The 19176-nt window shown below is 71.9% G+C and carries 17 protein-coding genes and 3 tRNA genes; 13 read left to right on the plus strand and 7 right to left on the minus strand.

What is annotated here, in order from left to right:
• Window positions 1-40: 40 nt before the first annotated feature.
• A complete protein-coding gene (locus ACFZBB_RS01325; protein ID WP_391116624.1) occupies window positions 41-1009 on the plus strand; it encodes an SDR family oxidoreductase in 969 nt (322 codons plus the stop codon).
• A gap of 120 nt (window positions 1010-1129) precedes the next feature.
• Window positions 1130-1972: a helix-turn-helix transcriptional regulator gene (locus ACFZBB_RS01330; RefSeq protein ID WP_355344751.1), complete on the plus strand. Its 843-nt coding sequence runs from the start codon at window positions 1130-1132 to the stop codon at window positions 1970-1972.
• Between the two features lie 53 nt (window positions 1973-2025).
• Here the strand turns inward: ACFZBB_RS01330 and ACFZBB_RS01335 are convergent, their stop codons facing one another.
• Window positions 2026-2202 (minus strand): hypothetical protein, encoded by a 177-nt coding sequence (locus ACFZBB_RS01335; protein ID WP_355344748.1) that lies wholly within the window; start codon window positions 2200-2202, stop codon window positions 2026-2028.
• A gap of 242 nt (window positions 2203-2444) precedes the next feature.
• Here ACFZBB_RS01335 and ACFZBB_RS01340 point away from each other — a divergent pair, with 242 nt between their 5' ends.
• The 5 genes from ACFZBB_RS01340 (at window position 2445) to ACFZBB_RS01360 (ending at window position 4695) form a co-directional block, all read left to right on the plus strand.
• Window positions 2445-2684: a hypothetical protein gene (locus tag ACFZBB_RS01340; RefSeq protein WP_391116626.1), complete on the plus strand. Its 240-nt coding sequence runs from the start codon at window positions 2445-2447 to the stop codon at window positions 2682-2684.
• Window positions 2685-2816: 132 nt separating this feature from the next.
• Window positions 2817-3266 carry a hypothetical protein gene (locus tag ACFZBB_RS01345; RefSeq protein ID WP_391116628.1) on the plus strand — a complete coding sequence of 150 codons (450 nt, stop codon included), beginning with the start codon at window positions 2817-2819 and terminating at the stop codon, window positions 3264-3266.
• 141 nt (window positions 3267-3407) lie between these two features.
• Complete coding sequence (locus ACFZBB_RS01350) at window positions 3408-3848, plus strand: phage holin family protein (protein ID WP_355344864.1); 441 nt, start codon at window positions 3408-3410, stop codon at window positions 3846-3848.
• Entirely contained in the window at window positions 3845-4432 is a 588-nt protein-coding gene (locus ACFZBB_RS01355) for a DUF3618 domain-containing protein (protein ID WP_391116630.1), read from the plus strand. Before ACFZBB_RS01350 ends, ACFZBB_RS01355 begins: the two co-directional genes overlap by 4 nt.
• A complete protein-coding gene (locus ACFZBB_RS01360) occupies window positions 4429-4695 on the plus strand; it encodes a DUF4235 domain-containing protein (protein ID WP_391116632.1) in 267 nt (88 codons plus the stop codon). Before ACFZBB_RS01355 ends, ACFZBB_RS01360 begins: the two co-directional genes overlap by 4 nt.
• A 232-nt stretch (window positions 4696-4927) precedes the next feature.
• Here ACFZBB_RS01360 and ACFZBB_RS01365 read toward each other — a convergent pair.
• The 3 genes from ACFZBB_RS01365 to ACFZBB_RS01375 form a co-directional block, all read right to left on the minus strand.
• Window positions 4928-5001: transfer RNA gene (locus ACFZBB_RS01365), tRNA-Ile, on the minus strand.
• A gap of 156 nt (window positions 5002-5157) precedes the next feature.
• A tRNA-Asn gene (locus tag ACFZBB_RS01370) sits at window positions 5158-5230 on the minus strand.
• 5 nt (window positions 5231-5235) lie between these two features.
• Window positions 5236-5308, minus strand: a tRNA-Asn gene (locus ACFZBB_RS01375).
• 209 nt (window positions 5309-5517) lie between these two features.
• Between ACFZBB_RS01375 and ACFZBB_RS01380 the strand changes: the two genes are divergently transcribed.
• The 5 genes from ACFZBB_RS01380 to ACFZBB_RS01400 all read left to right on the plus strand — a co-directional run bounded on the left by ACFZBB_RS01380 (window position 5518) and on the right by ACFZBB_RS01400 (window position 13279).
• Complete coding sequence (locus ACFZBB_RS01380; RefSeq protein ID WP_391117468.1) at window positions 5518-5817, plus strand: YtxH domain-containing protein; 300 nt, start codon at window positions 5518-5520, stop codon at window positions 5815-5817.
• A gap of 105 nt (window positions 5818-5922) precedes the next feature.
• The gene (locus tag ACFZBB_RS01385; RefSeq protein WP_355344733.1) at window positions 5923-7368 is read left to right on the plus strand and encodes an FGGY family carbohydrate kinase; all 1446 of its coding nucleotides are present in this window, start codon (window positions 5923-5925) and stop codon (window positions 7366-7368) included.
• A 188-nt stretch (window positions 7369-7556) separates the two neighbouring features.
• Window positions 7557-9290, plus strand: a complete 1734-nt coding sequence (locus ACFZBB_RS01390; RefSeq protein WP_391116634.1) for an ABC transporter transmembrane domain-containing protein — start codon at window positions 7557-7559, stop codon at window positions 9288-9290.
• 50 nt (window positions 9291-9340) lie between these two features.
• Window positions 9341-11260: an ABC transporter transmembrane domain-containing protein gene (locus tag ACFZBB_RS01395; protein ID WP_391117470.1), complete on the plus strand. Its 1920-nt coding sequence runs from the start codon at window positions 9341-9343 to the stop codon at window positions 11258-11260.
• 207 nt (window positions 11261-11467) lie between these two features.
• On the plus strand, window positions 11468-13279 hold the full coding sequence (locus ACFZBB_RS01400) for a phosphatidylglycerol lysyltransferase domain-containing protein (protein WP_391117472.1): 1812 nt from the start codon (window positions 11468-11470) through the stop codon (window positions 13277-13279).
• 46 nt (window positions 13280-13325) lie between these two features.
• Here the strand turns inward: ACFZBB_RS01400 and ACFZBB_RS01405 are convergent, their stop codons facing one another.
• Complete coding sequence (locus tag ACFZBB_RS01405) at window positions 13326-14504, minus strand: sigma-70 family RNA polymerase sigma factor (protein WP_391116636.1); 1179 nt, start codon at window positions 14502-14504, stop codon at window positions 13326-13328.
• A gap of 120 nt (window positions 14505-14624) precedes the next feature.
• A complete protein-coding gene (gene dnaG / locus ACFZBB_RS01410; RefSeq protein WP_391116638.1) occupies window positions 14625-16568 on the minus strand; it encodes a DNA primase in 1944 nt (647 codons plus the stop codon).
• Between the two features lie 151 nt (window positions 16569-16719).
• Here dnaG and ACFZBB_RS01415 point away from each other — a divergent pair, with 151 nt between their 5' ends.
• Window positions 16720-18648 (plus strand): glycoside hydrolase family 9 protein, encoded by a 1929-nt coding sequence (locus ACFZBB_RS01415; protein ID WP_391116640.1) that lies wholly within the window; start codon window positions 16720-16722, stop codon window positions 18646-18648.
• Window positions 18649-18684: 36 nt separating this feature from the next.
• Here ACFZBB_RS01415 and ACFZBB_RS01420 read toward each other — a convergent pair whose 3' ends face one another.
• A complete protein-coding gene (locus tag ACFZBB_RS01420; RefSeq protein WP_391116642.1) occupies window positions 18685-19173 on the minus strand; it encodes a GNAT family N-acetyltransferase in 489 nt (162 codons plus the stop codon).
• Window positions 19174-19176 lie beyond the last annotated feature (3 nt).

Below are 19176 nucleotides of genomic sequence, written 5' to 3' on the forward strand. Positions count from 1 at the left end.
GGCATCGCCCGCCCCCACCCACCGTCAGGAGCGAACCGTCATGACACGTAAGAACGCACTGGACACCGCGGTGCCCGATCTCAGCGGAAAACTCGCCGTCGTCACGGGCGGGAGCGACGGGATCGGGCGGGGGCTGGGCGGGCGGCTGGCGCGGGCGGGCGCGGAGGTCGTGCTGCCGGTGCGGAACGCGGCGAAGGGCGCGGCGGCCGTGGAGCGGATCCGGGCCGAGGTGCCCGGCGCGCGGGTGTCGACGCGGGAGCTGGACCTGGCGTCGCTGGAGTCGGTCGCCGCGCTCGGCCGGACGCTGGTCGCCGAGGGCAGGCCGGTCGACATCCTCGTCAACAACGCGGCGGTGATGACCCCGGCGACCCGGCAGACCTCCGCGGACGGCCTGGAATTGCAGTTCGCGACAAACCACCTCGGGCATTTCGCGCTGACCGCGCATCTGCTGCCGCTGCTGCGCGCCGCGGGCGGCGCCCGGGTGGCGACCCAGTCGAGCATCGGCGCCCGCCAGGGGGCGCTGGCCTGGGACGACCTCCAGGCGGAACGCGGCTACGCGCCGATGAAGGTCTACAGCCAGTCGAAGCTGGCGGTGCTGATGTTCGGCCTGGAACTGCACCGGCGCAGCGTCGCGGGCGGCTGGGGCATCACCAGCACCCTCGCGCATCCGGGCCTGACCTCGACCAATCTCCAGACGGCCGGGCCGAATCTGGGCCGCGCGAAGCGGACGACCTGGATGGACCGCGCCTTCCGCTGGCAGTCCAGGCTCGGGCTGTTCGTGCAGACCGTGGACGACGGCTTGCGGCCGGTGCTGTACGCGGCGACCGCGCCGGGGGCGGTCGGCGGCGCCTTCTACGGTCCCGGCGGCCTCGGGCATCTGACCGGCCCCGTGGTGGAGCAGCCGCTGTACCGGTCGGCGCGGAGCGAGGAGGAGGCGCGGCGGGTCTGGCAGGTGTCGGAGGAGCTGGCGGGGGTGCGGTTCCCGGACGGCGTGGCCGCCGAGGGCTGAGCCGCGGACGTACGGGCGGGAGACGGGTGGCCGTACGGGCGGAAGACGCTGGCCGTACGGGCGGAAGACGCTGGCCGTACGGGCGGGAGGCCGCGACCGGACAGGCGGGAGACTGGGGTCATGGACCGAGAACAGCTGGCGGACTTCCTGCGCACCCGGCGTGAGGCGCTGCAACCCGAGGACGTGGGGCTGCCGCGCGGGCCGCGGCGGCGTACGCGGGGGCTGCGGCGCGAGGAGGTCGCCGCGCTGTCCGGCATGTCGACCGACTACTACAGCCGGATCGAGCAGGCCCGCGGCCCGCAGCCGTCGGCGCCGATGCTGGGCGCCATCGCGCGCGGGCTGCATCTCTCGCTCGACGAGCGCGACCACCTCTTCCGGATGGCGGGGCACAGCGCCCCGGAGCGCGGATCGGGCAGCGACCACGTCAGCCCCGGTCTGATGCGGATCCTCGGGCGCCTGGACGACACTCCCGCGCAGGTCATGACGGATCTCGGCGAGACGCTGACGCAGACCCGGATGGCGCTCGCCCTGCTGGGCGACGAGACCGGGCACACCGGGATGGCCCGCAGCTTCGGCTACCGCTGGTTCACCGACCCCGTCACCCGCCGCATCTACCCCGAGGCCGACCACCCCACCCACAGCCGGATCTTCACCGCCGGGCTGCGCGAGACGCTCTCCCGCCAGGGCCCCGGCTCGCGGGCCGCCGCCCTCGTCGACGCCCTGCTCGCCGTGAGCCCCGAATTCGCCACCCTCTGGAGCGCCCACGAGATCGGCGTCCGCCACCCCGACGACCTCAAACGGATCCGTCACCCCGAGGTCGGCATCCTCCACCTGCACTGCCAGGTCCTGCAGGACCCCGCCCAGTCCCAGACCCTCCTGGTCTTCACCGCCACCCCCGGCACCGACTCCTACGAGAAGCTCCAGCTGCTGTCGTCGCTGGGCGAGCGCGGCGCGACGGCGTAGTCAGGGAGTCACGTACGGGTACGGGTCCGGCCCCGTACCGCCGCGGTCCGGGGTCAGACCTGTTCCGACTCGCCTTCCACCGCGAGCTGCCACTCCGCCTGGAGGCGGGCCAGTTCCGTCAGCTCGTCCGGGGTCCACGAGGTGCGACCCGCGCTGAGCCGACGTATCCGGGCATTGAGCTCGGCCGCGTCGGCGAACGCGGAATCGGGAGCCGGAGGCGTGCTGGGCATGGGCGCAAACATATCCACGATCCGATAAACGCCTGGTATACGCCGAGCCCATCCCGCGGACGCCTCGGGTGTAATCCATCCCACTCCGGGGCAGACGCGCGGCCGGCCCGTCCGCGGCTCCTCCGCGCCCCTCCGCGCCCCTGGTCAGCGCGGTCAGCGCCGATCAGCGCCGATCAGCGTTCGGGGCAGAGCGTGTAGCGCAGCGTGAGATTGAGGGCGCGGCCCTGGTCGTCGGTGAGGGGGTGGGTGTCGGTGCCGAAGCGTTCCGCCGCGAGGTGGTCGACGTACCGCGCGCCGCCGTCGAGAGCGCCGCACTGGTCGCGGCCGGTGCGTACCGCCTTGTCCGGGTCGTCGACCAGCGTCGGTTCGACCGCCTTGAGCCCGGCCAGGAATCCCGAGCGTGTGGCCTCGTCGGGCTCCGGCGGCAGATCGGCCGCAGCGTCGACGTCGCCGGCGTCGGCGGAGGGCGTGGTGCCGTCTGACGGCGTGGTTCCGTCTGACGGCGTGGTTCCGTCTGACGGCGTGGTTCCGCCGGAGGGCGTGGTGCCGCCGGACGCCGTCGAGGACGGGCCCGTCCGGTCCGGCCCCGCCCCGCGATCGACCCCGTCAACAACATGCTGCTGGTCCGCTACGCCACCCAGTCCACCTCGCCCAACCCCTGGCGGCTGGTGGTCTTCCCGCTGGAGGACGCGGTGGCGGGACGGCTCTCCCAGGGCTACAGGAAGGCCGAACGCGCGCTGCCCACCAACGCCCAACTGAAGATCCCGGACGACGCCGCCTTCCAGGGCGTCACCCTCTACGGCGAGTACGCCTACCTCCTCTACGGCAAGTCGGGCGGCCCGTCCTACCTCGCCGCCGTCGGCATGAACGACGCCGGGGGCGAGCACGGCGAGGTCTTCCACACCACCGCGGGGGCGACGATCCCGGGCCGCGAGCCGCAGGGCTGCGCGATCTGGGTGGCCGACGGCCAGCCCCGCCTCACCCTCGGCTTCTCCGGCAGGACCGGCACCACGACCGACCCCGGCTTCGACGCGAGCCTCTTCTACAAGAACACCTTCGCCTGACGGTGCCCGCGCCTTCCCCGTACGTCCCCCGCCTGAGCCGAACCGATGTACCCGCCACGCGGCCGCCTGCCGAAGCGCGGTGTGCGCCCGGCCAGCCCGGGTAGCCGGGCGCATAGGAGACGGAAGGACCGGTGAGTGGTGATGGATCCCGTCGGAACTCGGGCGGCAGGGGACGGCTCCGGAGCGGCGGACGGCTCGGGTGAGCCGTCGGTCGGTGAGCTGGTGTCGCGCGCGACACAGCAGATGTCGCAGCTCGTGCGCGAGGAAATGCGGCTCGCCCAGGCCGAGATGGCCCAGAAGGGCAAACGGTTCGGCATGGGCGGCGGGCTGTTCGGCGGTGCGGGGCTGCTGGCCTTCATCGGTCTGGAGGCGCTGGCCGCCACGGCGGTCGCGGCGCTCGCCCTCACGTTCTCGGTGTGGCTGTCGGCGCTGATCGTCGCGGTGGCGCTGCTGGCGCTCGCCGCCACGCTGGCGCTGGCGGGGAAGAAGGAAGTGAGCCGCGCGACGCCGCCGGCTCCCGAGCAGGCGATCGCCGGTGTCAAGGCCGATGTCGCCACCATCAAGGAAAAGACGAAGCGATGACCATCGACCCGCATGACGAGAAGGACCCGTCCACCCCCGAGGAACTGCGCGCCCAGGTGGAGAGCACCCGTGAGCAGCTCGGCGAGACGGTGGAGGAACTGGCCGCCAAGGCCGACGTGAAGGCCCGCGCCAAGGGCAAGGCCGCCGACATCAAGGATGAGGTCGGCGACAAGGCCGCCCAGGCGAAGGACAAGGCCGCCGAGGTCAAGGACAAGGTCCAGAGCAAGGTCACCGAGCTGAAGGACCGCGCCCAGACCAAGAAGGACGAAGCCCAGGACACCGCTCAGGACACGGCGGCCGACGCGTCGGCCTCGGCCCGGGCGAAGGCCGCCGAAGTCGGCGCGCTGGTCCGTGACAAGACGCCCGAACCGGTGCGGGAGAAGGCCGCTGCCGCCTCGGCCAAGATCGCTGAGGGCACCGCGGCGGTGGCCGCCAAGGTCAGCGAGAAGACCCCCGAGCCCTTGGCCGAGAAGACCCAGCAGGCCGCCGACGCCGTCAAGCGCCGCCCCGGCGCGGCCGTCGCCGCGGCGATCGGCGCCGTCGTGGTGTTCTTCACCGTCCGCTGGAAGAGGGGCCGCAAGTGAACGCCGCGAAGATCGCCTACCGCCCGGTCGGCCTGCTGCTCAGCGTGGCCGGTGGCGCGGTGGCCGGAGCCGCCTTCAAGCAGATGTGGAAGGTGGTCGGGCACGACGACGACACCCCGGACGCGCTGGACGAGGAGCGCGCCTGGAAGGAGGTCCTGATCGCGGCCGCGCTGCACGGGCTGATCTTCGCCGTCGTGAAGGCGGCGGTCAGCCGGAGCGGCGCCACCGCCACCCGGCGGCTCACCGGCACCTGGCCGGCCTGACCCGCTCCCCGCGCACGCGGAAAGCGGGGCCGCCTCGCGCGGTCTCGCGCCGATCAGCCCTGGCCCCCGCCGAGGTGGGCCACGAGGCCGCCCCACGCGACCACACACGGCCCCGTCAAGGAGGCGCCGCGGACGCCACTCGGACGGATGCTCACGCGGGGGGGTGTCGGCGCCATGATCGCCGCCCCCGGAGACCGTCCGCGAAGTGCCGGCTTCGCGGCACAGCGCAGGGTGGGGCGGGTGGGACTCGAACCCACGACCGACGGATTATGAGTCCGCTGCTCTAACCGGCTGAGCTACCGCCCCGTACGGTGCGCCTCGCGCGCCGTCTGCCGCAGCATAGCTGCTCATACGATCTGTCGCCCTCGCGGGTCACAGACGCGTCGTTGGGTGGACTCGCGGGGGCGGGGAGTTGGTTCCCGAGGGCATGAAAAAGGACCCCAACGGGGTCCTGATCCGGCGCTCCCCCGACTGGACTCGAACCAGTAACCTGCCGGTTAACAGCCGGCTGCTCTGCCAATTGAGCTACAGGGGACCGAGCTCCCCCGACTGGACTCGAACCAGTAACCTGCCGGTTAACAGCCGGCTGCTCTGCCAATTGAGCTACAGGGGATCGCTCTGCGTGCACCGAATGCACTCGTCAGGGTGTCCCGGACGGCGCGCGTTCGCTGCGACACATACATTAGCGCAAGTGAGGGGGTGCTCCGCCAACCAGTTGCGCCAGGGTTGTCACCCGGGTGCACAGGGTAGGCGCGCAGCACACGGCACCTTGGCCCGACTTGTCCTATGCCTGACGTGTCCGACGGAGAGAGGGTGGAGCCCATGCGCTACCGGCTGACGTTCATCAGTGGAGCCGTCGTCGGCTATGTGCTCGGCGCGCGTGCCGGGCGCGAGCGGTACGAGCAGTTGCGCAAGAGCGCGCAGCGCGTCGCGCAGAACCCGGCGGTGCGCAACGCGGCGGAGAGCGCCGCGCAGACCGGCAGGAGCGCCGCGGTGAAGGCCGCGGACACGGTGACGGCGAAGGTCGGTGACCGGCTGCCGGAGTCGGTGACCGAGCGGGTGAAGGCGCTGCGCGACCGCAGCGCGCCGCCCGAGGACGACTGGGGCACCTCCAACACCTGAGGGAGGGCGTCACCGCCCGTACCCCGCTCGCTTCTCGAACACCTGACGCAACCTGATGCACAGCTGTCACCCCGCGCCCGCCCCTCGTGGGGCATCATCTCGTCCATGGGGAAAGTCGCGGGCATAGACAGCTCCACCACCGGTACGACCGTCGTCGTGTGCGACAGCGAGACCGGGGCGGTACTCAGGCAGGGCCATGCGCCGCACCCTCTGGACGACGGCGAGAAGCCGACCGAGATCGACCCGCAGGCGTGGCTGCTGTCGCTGGGCGAGGCGGCCAAGGACGGCGTCCTCGAAGGGGTGCAGGCGATAGGCATCTCCGGGCAGCAGCACGGGCTGCTGGCCCTGGACGCGGGCGGGGTGGCCGTACGCCCGGCGCTGCTGCGCGGCGACAAGCGGGCGCAGGCGCAGGCCGTGGACCTCACCGACGAGCTGGGCGGGGCGGCCGGGTGGGCCGAGGCGGTCGGCTCGGTGCCCCAGGCCGCGTATCCGGTGGCGAAGCTGCGCTGGATCGCGCAGCACGAACCGCAGACGGCCACGCGCATCGCCCAGGTGATGCTCCCGCACGACTGGCTGGTGTGGCAGTTGCTGGGGCGGCCCGCGCGCCGGACGACCGACCGCGGCGACGCCTCGGGCACCGGCTACTGGTCGGCGGCCACCGGCGAGTACCGCACGGATCTGGTCGAGCGGGCGCTCGGCCACCAGGTGGCGCTCCCCGACGTACTGGCCCCCGCCGAACCCGCGGGCCAGACCCCCGAGGGCCTGCTGATCTCCGCGGGCACCGGTGACAACATGGCCGCCGCCCTGGGCCTGGGCCTCGGCCCCGGCGACGCGGTGGTCTCCCTGGGCGCGGCGGGCACCGTCTTCGCCGTGCACCACGAGGCGCTGAAGGACCCGACGGGTACGGTCACCGCCTTCGCCGACGCGACCGGCCGCCATCTGCCGGTGGTGCAGGTGCGCAACGCCGTCCGTACGCTGCGCGGCACCGCCGATCTGCTGGGCACCGACCTGGCCGGGCTGTCCGAACTGGCGCTCCAGTCGACGCCCGGCGCGTACGGACTGGTGCTGCTGCCGTATCTGGAGGGCGAGCGGACGCCCGATCTGCCGCACACCGCGGGGACGCTGGCCGGGCTGCGGCGCGACTCGATGAAGCCGGAGCACCTGGCGCGGGCCGCCTTCGAGGGCATGCTGTGCGGGCTGACGGACGCGCTGGACGTGCTGCGCAACAAGGGCGTCGAGGTGCGCCGGGTGTTCCTGCTGGGCGCGGCGGGCGAGCTGCCCGCGGTGCGCGCCATCGCGCCCGCGCTGTTCGGCACGCAGGTCGTCGTACCGCCGGCCGCCGAGTACGCGGCGCTGGGCGCGGCGCGGCAGGCCGCCTGGTCGCTGGGCGCGGTGCTCGGCTCGCAGTCGCAGACCGAACCGCCGCCGTGGGCCGAGGCGGCCACGCAACTGCTGGAGCCGGGCGACGACTCGGCCGTGGGGTCAGCGGTGCGTCAGCAGTACGTCGCGGTGCGCGAGCAGACGCACCCGGGGGCCTTTGCCTCGCTTTAATCCCATGCGGCCCGGCGGTGTCGGAAGATAAGATCCTCCGCCGATCAACACGGGCAAAGGGCGGGCAAAGCTCGGCGGGCCGGGGCAACGTCCCCTCCCCCGCGCTGCGTCTCCGTACGCGCCTTCCGCCGCCTGCGTACGTCCCGCCGGGTACGCGGCGCCCGTACCGCCGACACCGAGGTTTCAGTGTGCTGATCAGACTCCTGCGGGCCCACCTGGGCCCGTACAAGCGACCCATCGGTCTCTTGGTACTGCTCCAACTCGTCCAGACCATAGCCACGCTCTACCTGCCCACGCTCAACGCCGACATCATCGACAACGGAGTGGTGAAGGGCGACACCGGCTACATCGTGGAGTTGGGCGGCGTCATGATCGGGGTGACCGTCGTCCAGGTCTGCTGCGCGATCGGCGCGGTCTTCTTCGGCGCCCGGACCTCGATGGCGGTCGGCCGTGACATCCGCGCGTCGGTCTTCGACCGGGTGCAGAGCTTCTCGGCCCGCGAGGTCGGGCAGTTCGGGGCGCCGTCGCTGATCACCCGCACCACCAATGACGTGCAGCAGGTGCAGATGCTGGTGCTGCTGACGTTCACGCTGATGGTGTCCGCGCCGATCATGTGCGTCGGCGGCATCATCATGGCGCTCGGCCAGGACGTGCCGCTGTCGTCGCTGCTGCTGGCCGTGGTGCCGCTGCTCGGCATCGTGATCAGCCTGATCATCCGCAGGATGCGCCCGCTGTTCCGCACGATGCAGACCCGCGTCGACACCGTGAACCGGGTGCTGCGCGAGCAGATCACCGGCATCCGCGTGATCCGCGCCTTCGTCAAGGACGACTACGAGCAGCGCCGCTTCGCCGAGGCCAACGACAGTCTGACCGATGTGTCGCTGGCCACCGGAAAGCTGATGGCGCTGATGTTCCCGCTGGTGATGGGCGTGGTGAACATCTCCAGCGTCGCCGTGCTGTGGTTCGGCGCGCACCGCATCGACAGCGGCGGGATGCAGATCGGCGCCCTGACGGCGTTTTTGAGCTATCTGATGCAGATCCTGATGTCGGTCATGATGGCCACCTTCATGTTCATGATGGTGCCGCGCGCCGAGGTCTGCGCCGAGCGCATCGAGGAGGTGCTGGGCACCGAGTCCAGCGTCGTCCCGCCCACCGCGCCCGTGCTGACCCTGCGCCGCCACGGCGACCTGGAGCTGACCGGCGTGGAGTTCGCCTACCCCGGCGCGGAGGCGGCCGTCCTGCGCGGTGTCGACCTGGTCGCCAGGCCCGGTGAGGTGACCGCGATCATCGGCTCCACCGGCAGCGGCAAGTCGACGCTGCTCGGCCTGATCCCGCGGCTGTACGACGCGACGGGCGGCCGGGTGCTGGTCGACGGCGAGGACGTCGCGGAGCTGGCCCCCGCGCTGCTGGCCGAGACAGTCGGCCTCGTACCGCAGAAGCCGTATCTGTTCTCCGGCACCGTCGCGACCAACCTGCGGTACGGCAAACCGGACGCCACCGACGAGGAGCTGTGGCACGCGCTGGAGGTGGCGCAGGCCAAGGACTTCGTGGAGCGGCTCGACGGCGGGCTCGACGCGCCCATCGCACAGGGCGGCAGCAATGTCTCCGGCGGGCAGCGGCAGCGCCTGGCCATCGCGCGGGTCCTGGTCCGCAAGCCGGAAATCTACCTCTTCGACGACTCCTTCTCGGCGCTGGACTACGCGACGGACGCGGCGCTGCGCCGCGCGCTGCTGCACGAGACCGCCGCCGCGACCGTGCTGATCGTCGCCCAGCGGGTGTCCACCATCCGTGACGCGGACCGGATCGTCGTCCTGGACGAGGGCCGGGTCGTCGGCACCGGTACGCACACCGAGCTGATGACCGACAACGAGACCTACCGGGAGATCGTCCTGTCCCAGCTCACGGAAGCCGAGGCCGCCTGATGAGCGACGACGAGCACAAGCCCGCCGCCGCGCAGCGCCCGCCGCGGCCGATGGGCGGGCCCGCGCGTTTCATGAGCGGCGGCCCGGTCGAGAAGCCGATGGACTTCGGCGGGTCGCTGAAGCGGCTGCTGGGTCTGATGCGTCCCGACCGTTTCCTGCTCTGCCTGGTGCTGGTCCTCGGCACGGCGAGCGTCGCGCTCGCGGTGACCGGACCGCGCATCCTCGGTCACGCCACCGACCTGATCTTCGCCGGGGTGATCGGACGGCGGTTCCACGGCGGCACCAAGCAGCAGGCGCTCGACGCGCTGCGCGCGCACGGTGACGGCCGGGTCGCCGACATGCTCAAGGGCATCAGCTTCACGCCGGGCCAGGGTATGGACTTCGACGCCATCGGCAAGGTGCTGCTGGTGGTCCTCGCGGTGTACGTGGCCGCGGCCGTCTTCAGCGTCTTCCAGATGCGCACCGCGACCAAGGTGATCAACCGGGCGATGTTCCGGATGCGCTCCGACGTCGAGGACAAGCTGGCGAAGCTGCCCCTGTCGTACTTCGACCGGCAGCCGCGCGGCGAGGTGCTGAGCCGGGCCACCAACGACATCGACAACATCGGCCAGACGATGCAGCAGACCATGGGCCAACTGGTGAACTCGCTGCTGACCATCGTGGGCGTGCTGGCCATGATGTTCTGGATCTCCTGGCTGCTGGCGCTGATCGCGCTGGTCACCGTGCCGGTGACGCTGCTGGTGGCCACGCGGGTCGGCAAGCGCGCGCAGCCGCAGTTCATCCAGCAGTGGAAGACCACCGGCAAGCTCAACGCGCACATCGAGGAGATGTACACCGGCCACTCGCTGGTGAAGGTCTTCGGGCGCGCGGAGGAGTCGGCGGCGGCCTTCGAGGAGCAGAACGAGGCGCTGTACCGCTCGGGCTTCAAGGCGCAGTTCATCTCCGGCACGATCCAGCCGATGATGATGTTCATCGGCAATCTGAACTACGTGCTGGTGGCCGTCGTCGGTGGCCTGCGGGTCGCGTCGGGCGCGCTGTCCATCGGTGACGTCCAGGCGTTCGTGCAGTACTCGCGGCAGTTCAGCCAGCCGCTGACGCAGGTGGCGAGCATGGCGAACCTGGTCCAGTCCGGCATCGCGTCGGCCGAGCGGGTCTTCGAACTCCTCGACGCCGAGGAGCAGTCGGCGGAGCCGGCGAAGCGGGACGTCCCCCGGGTGCCGGTGCGGGGCCGGGTCGCGCTGGAGGACGTGAACTTCCGCTACGACCCGGACAAGCCGCTGATCGACCACCTGTCGCTGAAGGTGGAACCGGGCCACACGGTCGCGATCGTCGGCCCGACCGGCGCGGGCAAGACCACGCTGGTCAATCTGCTGATGCGGTTCTACGAGGTGTCCGGCGGCCGGATCACCCTGGACGGCACCGATGTGGCCACGCTCTCCCGCGAGGAGCTGCGCTCCTCGATCGGCATGGTCCTCCAGGACACCTGGCTGTTCGGCGGCACGATCGCGGAGAACATCGGCTACGGCAGCGAGGGGGCGACCGCCGAGCAGATCGAGGAGGCGGCGCGCGCCGCGCACGCGGACCGCTTCATCCGTACGCTGCCCGAGGGCTACGACACGGTGATCGACGACGAGGGCGCGGGGGTCAGCGCGGGTGAGAAACAACTCATCACCATCGCGCGGGCGTTCCTGTCCGATCCGACGATCCTGGTACTGGACGAGGCGACCAGCTCCGTCGACACCCGTACCGAGGTGCTGATCCAGCGGGCGATGGCCAAGCTCAGCCACGGCCGTACCAGCTTCGTCATCGCGCACCGGCTGTCCACGATCCGCGACGCCGACGTCATCTTGGTGATGGAGTCCGGCGCGATCGTCGAACAGGGCACGCACGAGGAGCTGTTGGCGGCCGAGGGTGCGTACGCGCGGCTGTACGCGGCGCAGTTCGCGCAGGCCGTGGCGGAGGTCGACTGAGGTACGAGGGTCGGCCGGGGCGGGTGTTCCGTCCCGGCCGACCGGCCGGAGCGGGGGGCCGGGAAACCCGAGGAGCCAGCGGGTACGGCGGCGCGCGGCGTTGGTAGCCTGTGCCGCCGTACCTCCGGAAGGGCAGAAGTGATGAGCAGCGCCACCACCGCGGCGTCGGGCGCGGGTACCGGCACGCGGGCGGGTACGAGTACCCGTATGGGTACGAGCACGGATTCGGGTACAGGTACCGGTACGAGTACGGGCGAGGGGCCGCGGCAGGGGCGACCGGGCGGTTCCGACCCGGTGCGCTGCCCCGCGCGGCGCGAGACCTCGACGCTGGCGCGGCGCAGCGCGCGGGTGCCGATCTGGTACCTGCGGGTGATCGGCGTCGTCGATCTGCTGTCCGCCGTCTCCCTGACGATCCGTCAGGAGATGTCGAACCACAACACCGGTGAGCTGTTCACGCCGTTCATGCTCTTCGCGGGCTTCGGCTCGGCCGCCGCGACGCTCTTCATGGCCATGATGCTGGCCCGCCACAAGCGCGTGGCCTGGATCGCCTTCATGGCGCTGTGCGGCGGCTACGCGGCCCTGTCGGTGTGGGCGCTGTGCTACGACGACCTGCGGCGGCACCCGTTCAACTGGGTCTCCACCGCGCTCACTTTGACCGTGCTGTGCTTCGGCGCGCTCGGCCGCCGCGAATTCCACGGCAAGGGCGACCGCACCAACCCGCAGCTCGCGCTCGCCGTCCTCGGCGTCGGCGCGCTGCTGTCGGTCCTGGTCGGCACCACCCTGGTCACGGCCGTCGGCCCGGAGCGCGCCAGCGTCGGCGACCGCGTCTGGTACGTGGCGCTGCGGCTCACGACGCTGAGCCGCGACTCCGACATCGAGCCGAATCTGCACATCAGCCCATGGGTCAGCAGCGGCCTCAACCTGGCGGGCCTCGGCCTGCTGCTCGCCGTGCTCTACGCGCTCTTCCGCTCCCCGCGCGGCCGGGACCTCCAGAGCCGCGACGACGAGGACCGGCTGCGCGAACTGCTCGCCCGGCACGGCGCCCGCGACTCGCTCGGCTACTTCGCGCTGCGCCGCGACAAGTCGGTCATCTTCTCGCCCAGCGGCAAGGCCGCCGTCGCCTACCGCGTGGTCGGCGGTGTGGCCCTGGCCTCCGGCGACCCGATCGGCGACGTCGAGGCATGGCCGGGCGCCATCGACGCCTGGCTGGTGGAGACCCGCGACCACGCCTGGATCCCCGCCGTGATGGGCGCCAGCGAGGAGGGCGGCACCGTCTACGCCCGGCACGGCCTGGACGCGCTGGAGCTGGGCGACGAAGCCATCGTCGAGACCGACGAGTTCACCCTCGACGGCCGGGCGATGCGCGGCGTGCGGCAGGCGTACAACCGGGTGCGACGCGCCGGTTACACCACCCGTATCCGGCGGCACCGCGACATCCCGGCCGACGAGACGGCCGCGCTGATCGAGGCGGCGGACCGCTGGCGGGACGGCGCCACCGAGCGCGGCTTCTCGATGGCGCTCGGCAGGCTCGGCGACCCGGCCGACGGCGACTGCGTGATGATCGAATGCCTCGACGGCGAGGGCGAGTTGAAGGCGCTGCTCAGCTTCGTGCCGTGGGGCCCGAAGGGGCTGTCGCTGGACTTGATGCGGCGCGACCGGGACAGCGAGAACGGCCTGGTCGAGTTCATGGTCCTCGACCTGATCGAACGCGCCGCCGACGTCGGCGTGGAGCGGGTGTCGCTCAACTTCGCGATGTTCCGGTCGGTGTTCGAGGACGGCGCCCGGCTGGGCGCGGGCCCGGTGCTGCGGCTGTGGCGCTCGGCCCTGATGTTCTTCTCCCGCTGGTGGCAACTGGAGTCGCTGTACCGCGCGAACGCCAAGTACCGGCCCATCTGGGAGCCGCGCTTCCTGCTCTTCGCCAAGAGCGCGCATCTGCCGCGGATCGGGCTGGCGAGCGCGCGCGCCGAGGGGTTCGTGGTGGCGCCGAGGCCGCTGGCGCGGCTGCGCAGGGACGGCTAGGACCCACGGCGGGGACGGCTGGCGTCGGGCTCCGCCGCGGTGGGTCTCAGTCGAGGTAGCCGCGGAGCTGGTCGGCGAAGGCGTGGTCGCGGAGCTTGTTGAGGGTCTTGGACTCGATCTGGCGGATGCGTTCGCGGGTCACGCCGAAGATGCGGCCGATCTCCTCCAGGGTGCGGGGGCGGCCGTCGGCGAGGCCGTAGCGGAGCTGGACGACCTTGCGCTCGCGCTCGCCGAGCGTGGACAGCACCGCTTCCAGGTGCTCGCGCAGCAGCAGGAAGGCCGCGGATTCCACGGGCGAGGCGGCGTCGCCGTCCTCGATGAGGTCGCCGAGTGCGACGTCCTCCTCCTCGCCGACCGGCGCGTGCAGCGACACCGGCTCCTGAGCCAGCCGCAGCACCTCGCTGACCCGCTCCTCCGGCAGGTCGAGCTGGGCGGCGACCTCCTCGGTGCTCGGCTCGTAGCCGCGCTCCTGGAGCAGCCGCCGCTGCACCCGCACCACCCGGTTGATCAGCTCCACCACGTGCACGGGGACCCGTATCGTCCTGGCCTGGTCGGCCAGCGCCCGCGACATCGCCTGGCGGATCCACCAGGTCGCGTACGTCGAGAACTTGTAGCCGCGCGCGTAGTCGAACTTCTCCACCGCCCGGATCAGCCCGAGATTGCCCTCCTGGACCAGGTCGAGCATGGTCAGGCCGCGGCCGATGTACCGCTTGGCGACCGAGACGACCAGCCGCAGATTGGCCTCGATGAGGCGGCGCTTGGCCATCCGGCCGAGCACCACCAGGCGGTCGAGGTCGACGGCGAGCTGCGAGTCCAGGTCGGGGAAGGCGCCGAGCTTCTCCTCGGCGAAGAGTCCGGCCTCCACCCGGCGGGCGAGGTCCACCTCTTCGGCCGCCGTGAGCAGCGGGATACGGCCGATCTCGCGCAGATACTGCCGGAAGAGGTCGGCGGACGGGCCCGCGGACTCCTCCCGCAGCGGCCGGACCGGCACCGCGTCCTCGTCGTCCCGCTCGTCGGTGACCACGCGTTGCTCCGGCACCCGCGACCCCGTGAGGTTCCCTGGCGGTTCCGCCTGGGGCTCCATCGCCACCACCTCGGCCGCGGTCGTGAGGGTCTGGATCTGGGTGTGGATCTGGGTCTGGGTCTGCACGGAAGCGACCTCCAGAAGTGAGCGCGTCCTCGGGCTCGCAGCGCGTCTTGCCGGACAGGCCCTGGGCGCCGTCACCCAGTGTGGCCCACGACGCGGCTCCGCTACGAGGGGCGTGCGCTCCCTTTTTCACACAAGGTCACCGCTCAGGTCCGTGCGGTGACGCAAGGCATATGCCCGGCTGCCCGCCCGCGGCGGCTACAGCCCCGCCGCGCCCTGTTCGCGCAGCCGCTGGCCGTACTGCTGGAGGGCCCACAACTCGCGCAGTGACGCGGTGACCTCGGGCGAGTCCTGCGGGACGCCCTGGGCGGCGAACCGCGCCTGCGTGGCGTGCACCTGGGCCACGCGCCGCTCCACCGCGTTGATCCGCACCCGGACCAGCACCTCGCCCGCGTAGAACTCGGGCGACTTGTGCATCACCGGCTCGACGGCAAGTTCGGTGACCATCATCCGTACGGTGTCGTCGGGCGCGGCCTCGCGGACCCGTACGAGATAGTCGGCGTCGGCCGCCTCGACGCCGCCCGCCTCGGCGATCACCCGGCGCACGGCGGCGTAGGGCGGTCCGGTGAACTCGTCCTCGCCGTACGCGTCGAAGGCCGGGGAGACCAGCTTCGGGTACTGGAGGGCGAGCTTCAGCAGCTCGCGCTCGACGCGGTGGGCGGGGCTGCGCAGGTCCAGCCGGGGGCCGCGCGGCGCGTTCTGCGCGGGGACGCCGGAGGACTGCCGGTCGCCGCCCGCGTACGGGCCGCCCTGGCCCTGGCGGCCGTACTGCGGGCGGTTGTCGGTGCTGCCGCCGCCCGCCGCGCGGGCCCTGGCCATCGCGCGGACCCGGCGGATGATCGACTGCTCCTCGGACTGCGTGCCGATCCCGGCCATGCCGACCAGCCGGATCGCGTAACGGTCCCGCAGCGCCTGGTTCTTGATCGCGGCGACCACGGCGACCGCCGCGTCCACGGCCGCGACCCGGCCCTCGTCGGTGTCCAGGTTGTAGCGGGCCACGATGGAGCGCAGCGCGAAGGCGAACAGCGGGGTGCGGCCGTCGATCAGCCGCTGGATGGCCGCGTCGCCCTCGGCGAGCCGCAGTTCGCACGGGTCCATCCCGCCGGGCGTGATCGCGATGGACGTCTCGGCGGCGAATTTCTGGTCGTCCTCGAACGCCCGCAGCGCGGCCTTCTGTCCCGCCTCGTCGCCGTCGAAGGTGAAGACCACCTCGGCGGTCGAATTGTCCATCAGCAGCCGGCGCAGGATCTTGATGTGGTCGCCGCCGAAGGAGGTGCCGCAGGTGGCGATGGCCGTGGTGACCCCGGCGAGATGGCAGGCCATCACGTCGGTGTACCCCTCGACGACCACCGCCCGCCCGGTCTTGGCGATCTCCTTCTTGGCCAGGTCGATGCCGTACAGCACCTGGGACTTCTTGTAGAGCGGCGTCTCGGAGGTGTTCAGGTACTTCGGGCCCTGGTCGTCCTCGCGCAGCTTGCGCGCGCCGAAGCCGATCACCTCGCCGGTGATGTCCCGGATCGGCCAGATCAGCCGCCCCCTGAAGCGGTCGATCGCCCCGCCCCTGCGGCTCTCGGAGGCCAGCCCCGCGGTGATCAGCTCCTTGTCGGTGAAGCCCTTCCCCCGCAGATACCGCACCAGGTGATCCCACCCGGCGGGCGCGTACCCCACCCCGAAGTGCTCCGCCGCCGCCTGGTCGAAACCGCGCTCGGCCAGGAACCTCCGGCCGATCTCCGCCTCCGCCCCGCCCAGTTGCTCCACATAGAACTGCGCGGCGGCCTTGTGCGCCTCGACCAGCCGGATCCGCTCGCCCTGCTGGCGCCCGGGGACATGGCTGCCCTCCTCGTACCGCAGCGTGATCCCGGCCTGCCCGGCCAGCCGCTCGACGGCCTCGGTGAACGACAGATGATCGAGCTTCATGACGAACGCGAGGGTGTCCCCGCCTTCCCCGCAGCCGAAGCAGTGGTAAAGGCCCTTGGAGGGGCTGACCTGGAAGGAGGGGGATTTTTCGTCGTGGAAGGGGCACAGGCCCTTGAGATTGCCGCCGCCGGCGTTTTTGAGCTGGAGGTATTCGGAGACGACGGCGTCGATCGGGACCGCGTCCCGTACCGCCTTCACGTCTTCGTCTCTGATCCTGCCCGCCACTCGCGCAAGTCTACGGCGCTGGTGGGACAGCGAAGCGCGGGGCGGTGGGTGGCGACGAAGGTCTTGACCCGGGCGGAGGTGAGGACTAGCTTCGCCGATCGTTAGGAACCTTTCCTATTGGGGTTCCGAAGTCGTGGGGAGACACAGCCGCATGCCCGAGCTTCGCAGAAGGCCGCTCCGCAGATGGACCACCGCCGCGGCGACGGCTGTCACCGCGACCACCGTGCTGGCGGCGCTGTCGCTGGCGGGCGGCGCGGACACCGCGCAGGCCGTGACCACCGGCGAGGTCCGGGTGAACCAGGTCGGCTACGCGGGAAGCGGCGCCAAAGAAGCGTTCCTGCTGGCCAAGAGCGCGGTCGGCACGGCGTCGTGGAAGCTGGTCGGCCGCGGCGGCCGGGTCGTCGCGCACGGCAGCACGGGGGCGAGCCTCGGCCGCTGGAACAGCGCGTATCCGGCCGTCTACCTGATCGACTTCAGCGCGGTGCGCACGCCCGGCACCTACCGCCTGGTGGTCGGCGGCACCGCCACCGCCTCCTCCCCCGCCTTCACCATCGGCTCGGCGAAGGCCGTCTTCGGCCGCCCCGCCGCCGACGCCACCGCGTTCTTCCAGGCCCAGCGCGACGGCGCGAGGACGATTCCCGGGCAGCTGCGGCGCAAGCCGTCGCATCTCAACGACGCGCACGCCGCCGTCTACGCGTGGCCGTCGTTCACCGACCCCGACGGCGACACGATCAAGGCCGCCCCGAAGAAGATCGCGGACGCGGCCCCGGTGGACGTCTCCGGCGGCTGGTTCGACGCGGGCGACTACCTGAAGTTCACCGAGACCACCTCGTACGCCGTCGCCGCGCTCCAGATCGCCGCCCGGCAGACCGGCGCGGGCCCCGCCTCGGCCCTCGGCGGCGAGGCGCAGCACGGCCTGGACTGGCTCGACAAGATGTGGGACGGCACAACGAAGACGCTGTACATCCAGGTCGGCCTCGGTTCCGGTACGGACAGCGGCAGCGTCGTCGGCGACCACGACGTGTGGCGGCTGCCGGAGAAGGACGACAAGGACTCCGCGCACCCCTTCCTGAAGAACCGCCCGGTGTTCAGGGCGGGCGCCCCCGGCGCGAAGCTCAGCCCCAACCAGGCGGGCCGGCTCGCCGCCGACTTCGCGCTCGCCGCCCAGCGGTACGCGGCCACCGCGCCCGCCAAGGCCCGCGCGTATCTGAACACCGCCGCGCAGATCTACGGCCTGGCCGACACCCGCCCTGGCACGCTCGTCACCACCGTGCCGTACGGCTACTACCCCGAGACGAGCTGGAAGGACGATCTGGCCTTCGGCGGGGCCGAGTTGGCGCTGGCGGCGCAGCGGCTGCACGACCGGCGCGGCGCGGACTGGCTGAAGCAGGCGGCGAGTTGGGCGAAGGCGCACCAGAGCGAGGCGGGCGCGGACACGCTGAACATGTACGACACCAGCGCGCTCGCCGACCTCGACCTGGCGCGGGCGATCAGGGCGGCCGGGCACCCGCGCGGCCTCGCGGTGACGTACGCCGACCTGGTCGGTTACGTGAAGGGCCAGATCGCCGCCGGGCAACGGCGGGCGGCGGCCGATCCGTTCCACGCGGGCGCGGTCTACGACGACTTCGACGCGGACTCGCACACGCTGGGTCTCGCGGCCACCACGCGGCTCTACCGCTCGGTGACCGGCGACACCTCGTTCGACCGCTTCGCGGTGCAGCAACTCGACTGGCTGCTGGGGGCGAACGCCTGGGGCACGTCCTTCATGGTCGGCCAGGGGCAGACCTTCCCGCGCTGCACGGCGGGCCAGTTGGGCAACCTCGCGGGGAGCCTGACCGGTTCGCGACCGCTGGAGGTGGGCGCGATCGTCAACGGGCCCAACGGCGCGGAGCAGTTCAGCGACGGCCTCGGCGACTACCTGGACGGCATGCGGCCGTGCCCGCCCGGCGGCGCGGACCCGTACAGCGCCTTCAACGGGCGCGGCAGCCGGTACGTGGACGACGTCCGGTCGTGGCAGAGCTCGGAGCCGGCGCTGGACATGGACGCGTCGGGGCTGCTGGCCTTCTACCTGTCGAAGTAGCGTTCGGGGACAGGCGGCAAGGCGCTGAGCAACGGCCTACGCGGGACCCCGCGCGAGGTCCTTGGTGACGAACACGTAGTGCGGGCCGATCGGTTCCACGACGAATTCCTCGCCGATCGCCGTGAAGCCGAAGTGCTCGTAGAAACCGGCGGCGGACGTACGGCCGTTGCACCAGGCCAGTCCGGCGCCGCGGGCCGCGGCCTCGCGCAGCCCCGCGATCAGGGCCGCGCCGCCGAACCCCTGGCCGCGGACCTCGGGCGCGCTGCCCATGCCGCGGAAGCGGTACGCGGACGCCCCGGCCGGATCCGCGTCCGCGAGGGCGTCATCCCCCGACAGCGGCTCGGGGAAGAAGGTGGCGCAGCCCCGTACCGCGCCTTCCTCGTCGTAGGCGGCGATGTGGAAGGTGCCGTCGCGAGAGTCCTCCGGATAGACGGCGGTCTCGCGCGGCAGGCCGGTCCGCAGCACCGCCCAGCGCAGGGCGAAGATCTCCTCGACGGGCACGACGGCGGTACGGGTGACGGGCACGGC

This window comes from Streptomyces sp. NPDC008139 (assembly GCF_042957025.1).
Lineage (GTDB): Bacteria > Actinomycetota > Actinomycetes > Streptomycetales > Streptomycetaceae > Actinacidiphila.